Source organism: Azospirillum sp. B506 (genome assembly GCF_000333595.1).
GTDB lineage: Bacteria > Pseudomonadota > Alphaproteobacteria > Azospirillales > Azospirillaceae > Azospirillum.
The window spans coordinates 1-4179 of the sequence record NZ_BADK01000675.1 but is presented as its reverse complement, the minus strand read 5'-3'; the positions used below and the strand labels follow the sequence as shown (position 1 = coordinate 4179).

Here is a 4179-nt window from a genome sequence, read left to right as displayed (position 1 = left end):
TAGGATTCACAGCGGGCTGCTGGTGGGGATTCCGTTGGCATGGCCAAACCGTCATGTTCATCGTGGGGCAGAGGTTCGCGCGCGTTTGCCGCGCTCCTCGGCGACCGCAACCTCCCGCACAAGCATGTCCAGCGGGTGAACATCATCGTGCTCTCGGCCGAGCGGCTGCCGGTGCAGGAGGTGGCGCGCCGGGCCGGTGTCAGCCGCCCGGCGGTCTGGCGTTGGCAGGTGCGCTACACCGAACAAGGCGTGGATGCGCTGCTGCGCGACAAGACGCGCAAACCCGGCCGGGCACCGCTGCCGACCGCCACCGTGGCCAAGGTGCTGGCGCTGACCTGTTCGGAACCACCGGGCGCCGTGACACACTGGACCGGCCGAGCGGTGGCCAAGGCCGTCGGCATCAGCCTGCGCGCCGTGCAGCGCATCTGGGAAGCCAACCGGCTCCAACCGCATCGGCTGCGCACCTTCAAGCGTTCCAACGATCCGGCTTTCGCCGCTAAGGTCGAGGACATCGTCGGCCTCTACATGGACCCGCCCTGCCACGCAGTGGTTCTGTCCATCGACGAGAAGAGCCAGATCCAGGCGCTCGACCGCACCCAGCCGGGTTTGCCGCTGAAGCCCGGCAGGTGCGGGACGATGACGCACGATTACAAGCGCAACGGCACCACCACGCTGTTCGCCGCGCTGAACACCCTGGACGGCACCGTGGTCGGCCGCTGCCTGCCCAAGCACACCCACAAGGAATTCATCAAGTTCCTGAACGCCGTTGAGCGCTTGGTGCCGGTCGGCAAGGTGATCCACGCGATCGTCGACAATTACGCCACCCACAAGCATCCCAAGGTGCTGGAATGGTTGGCCGATCACCCGCGCTGGGTCTTCCATTTCACGCCCACCTCAGCCTCCTGGATCAACGCCGTCGAGGGCTTCTTCTCCATCATCACCCGACGGAGCATCCGGCGCGGCGTGTTCAAGTCCGTGGCCGACCTCCAGGACGCCATCGCCCGCTACATCCGCGAGCACAACAGGGCATCCAGGCCCTTCGTCTGGACCAAGCCCGCCGACACCATCCTCGATAAACTCAGCCGTTTGCCTGCACCTTCTGAATGAGTCAGTGCACTAGCGGACTCCCACGCGACGCGCGCCGCATCGGGGAAGTTCCAGGCGTTCAGGGTTTTCTCGATCGCTTCGGCAAAGGCGGTGGTTGCCGCGACGGGGATTGCCTGTTCCGGTTCGGCACCTCCTTTGTTCAGCTCCGCGATGTCGGCCTCGAGCTTGGCGACGTCGTTGCGCAAGCTCGACAAGAGTTCATGTTGAAACAGCTCCGAGCGAAGCTGGGACGCCTCGCGGTTGAGATCGCCCGCGCCGCGTCGCCGGTCCCGCAACGTGATCGACAGCTGGCTTGCCCGACGATCCTCCTCACGGAATAGGAGGAAGGCGCGCTCGGCCCTGACTTGCGTGCTTGCCCGTTCGTCTTCCAACGCACGTTTCGTATCCAACAGCCCGATGCGCAACCCCTTGATGCGTTCGATCTCCGCCAGCGCCGCAGCGGCCAAGCCGGAGGCGTCAACATCGCAACCCTCACCATGGCGCTGGGCGTCAGGCGCTGCCCCACAGAACGGGCAGGGTGCGGGGTGAAGCGCACTGAAGATCCCGGCGGCTTCCGCGATACCGTCCAGGCGAGCGAGATCGCTCCGGTAATGCCGGTCGAGCAGATCAAACCGTTCGAGAAGAGCAGCGATGCGTTTGACGCGGCCTTCGGCGGCATCGTGGATGTCGCCCAGCCGCCGGCGTTTGCGGGTCGCCTCGGCATACGCCTTCTCGTCCTGGTCGACATCGTTGGACAGCTCGGTCAGCCGCTCCAGCACAGTGTCAAGGCGGCTCTTGGCTTCCGTCTGCACTTGGAGATTCCGCTCAGTCTCGCGGTCCGCGATAACGGCCAGAAGTGCCTTGCGTCGCGCCTCCAGTTCCGCCGCCTCGTCCTGGGCGGCCTTCACCGCCACCAGCGACGAGTCGTCGACGCCGGTCAGCGCCAGCTTGAACACCGCCTTTTCGACGGTGGACTCGGTGTACTGGCCGCTCAGCACCGGCGACTGGACCGACCATATGCGTGTTTCATCGACGTTCACCAGAAAGGCAAGGTCCCGGAAGCTCAAGGGGCGGGTCTCGCCCTTTGCGCGCCGGACGATCTTCTCGCGCAGGCCCAGTATGTCGAGGAGCTGAGCCGACAGGTTGTCGGTCCGGCTGGCGCTGTGCTTGTCGCGGAGGGGTGTCGCCGTCTCGCGGCTCAGCCGTTCGAGCGCCCCTTCCTGGAACAGGAAAGGACCGCCCTGTGTCGAGCGCTGCAAGGTGAACGCGCGGCCATCGGAGATCGCGAGCTCCAGGACGATGGTGTCATAGCCCTGACGTTCCGGAGACTCCCGGAGCGGCCGCCCGCCGCCCAGCATGAAGTCGATCGCCTCCACGAGGAAGGATTTTCCGGTCTCGCTGGGGCCGACGACGATGTTCAGCCCAGGCCGGAACGGCACCTCGACCGGTTCACGACCGGAACCGAAGAAGGCCAGTCTCTGGAGTCGCAGCGCTGGGTACGTCACAGCCCGTCCTCCTGCTCGATAGCGCGCAGCGCCCTTGTACGCAGCATCTCGCTGATGGCCGCATCGTCCATGGCGCCCATCGTGCGGACCGTCCACGCCGCCCGGCTGCGCAGCGCCCGGTGATAGGGGGTCGTAAGGCATTCCACGAAAGGAGCCGCCGCCTCGCCTGCCTGCCAAGCGAACCCGTTCTCGCGAGGCACCTCCTCGACCAAGTCGCGGCTACGAAAGAGGAGCAGCGCGCGGCGCACCAGTTCGCGGCGGGCGAATGGCTCGGCGATGCGCAGCGGCGAGGCCGCGTGCAGGCTGTCGGGACCACCGAAATCCTTGGTGTGCACCACAACGTGATCCATCGCGACCAAGCAGTCGAGGCTCACGGCCGCTGGGAACGCCTCGGCCAGCAGAATCACTGCCCTGACCCCGGTTTCCAGGGGGGTGTTGAACAAGGACGCTCCGTCGCTCACGGGTTCACCCAGCAGTTCAGCTTTTCCTGGTTGATGAGCTGATGGCAAACGCCCTGCTTATCCAGCGGCTCCGCCACGAGGAAGACCGCGTTGGATGAGGCGTTGAGCTGAGCGGCAGCGGGGAGCGACTGGTTCAGGCGCTTGTAGCCGCTCGGGTGCTCGTCCAGATAAACCGGCATTACGGCGGCCTGGACAGCGTTCTGGAACGCCGCATACACTGCGGGGTCGGTGATGTCCCGCACGAACTTTTCCAGGGCGTCGGCGGAATAGAACTGCCGGCGCATTTCGTTGAAGTGCCGATTCTCGATATCGTACTGGGCGAGTTCGGTCAGCAGGAACGATGGGCGGTTCCGCCGCTCGGCGTAAACGGCGAGCAGGCGGGACACAAACCGCTCCTCCTGCGCCTGGACTGTTGCCGGTGGCTCCGCCGCCGCGGGGCGGTCGGGAAACCCACCGCCAAAGGTCGCAAGGTAATAGGGCGTGCCCTTGAGGTCTTCGAGCACCGTCTCCACCGACAGCGGGCCGAAGATGCTGAAGTCGGCGGTGGTCACCAGCGCCTTGAGCGCCCCATCGAGCGGCACCGTCGCAGTGTCGGTGATTTCCGTGGCGACGCTCTTGTCCCAGTTCTCGACCAGTCCGGCGCGCAGCTTCTCTGGATTCGTTAGGAGGTGCTTGGCCGTCGTGCCAATGCCCTTCGAGCAGAAGAACAACATCGAGCGCGGCATGGCGTAGTCTGCCCGCGACACGTGCCAGAGTACTTTCCCCAACTCCGGCCAGAGCACGGCCGGTGCCAGCGGCTTGGCCAGCCGCTTGCACTGGACGTTGTCCCACACGCCCGCGCATTTCTGGGCATCCATCCAGCCGACGACATCACGGCCCATATCCCCGGCGCCGCCGAACCGCTCAATGCCAAGGTACTTCTTCTTCGTGACTGGCATCCACGCCTGGACGAGCAGCTCGAAGGCAACATCGTCCATAAGGCTGACCCGCGCCGCGGCGGAGATCGGTGGCCCCATGAGCGCGGTGCCGACCGTGAGCGTCTTGGTCGAAGCAGAGCTGGACAAAAGAGGAACCCGTCTGGCTGCCGAACGTACGTTGATGCTATCACGCCACACACCCGTGGGCAT

General features: G+C 65.4%; 3 protein-coding genes and 1 pseudogene. 1 reads left to right on the top strand and 3 read right to left on the bottom strand.

Going from position 1 to position 4179, the window contains the following annotated elements:
• Window positions 1–34 precede the first annotated feature (34 nt).
• Window positions 35–1107: pseudogene (locus tag I71_RS20210) on the top strand (IS630 family transposase).
• Here the strand turns inward: I71_RS20210 and I71_RS20205 are convergent.
• From I71_RS20205 to I71_RS20195, 3 genes are all read right to left on the bottom strand, one after another.
• A complete protein-coding gene (locus I71_RS20205) occupies window positions 1005–2591 on the bottom strand; it encodes an AAA family ATPase (protein WP_042697118.1) in 1587 nt (528 codons plus the stop codon). The pseudogene I71_RS20210 and the gene I71_RS20205 overlap by 103 nt on opposite strands.
• A complete protein-coding gene (locus I71_RS38410) occupies window positions 2588–3034 on the bottom strand; it encodes an ABC-three component system middle component 2 (protein ID WP_159107412.1) in 447 nt (148 codons plus the stop codon). Before I71_RS38410 ends, I71_RS20205 begins: the two co-directional genes overlap by 4 nt.
• Before the next feature lie 14 nt (window positions 3035–3048).
• The coding region (locus tag I71_RS20195; RefSeq protein ID WP_042697112.1) for an ABC-three component system protein at window positions 3049–4179 on the bottom strand (1131 nt) is incomplete at its 5' end.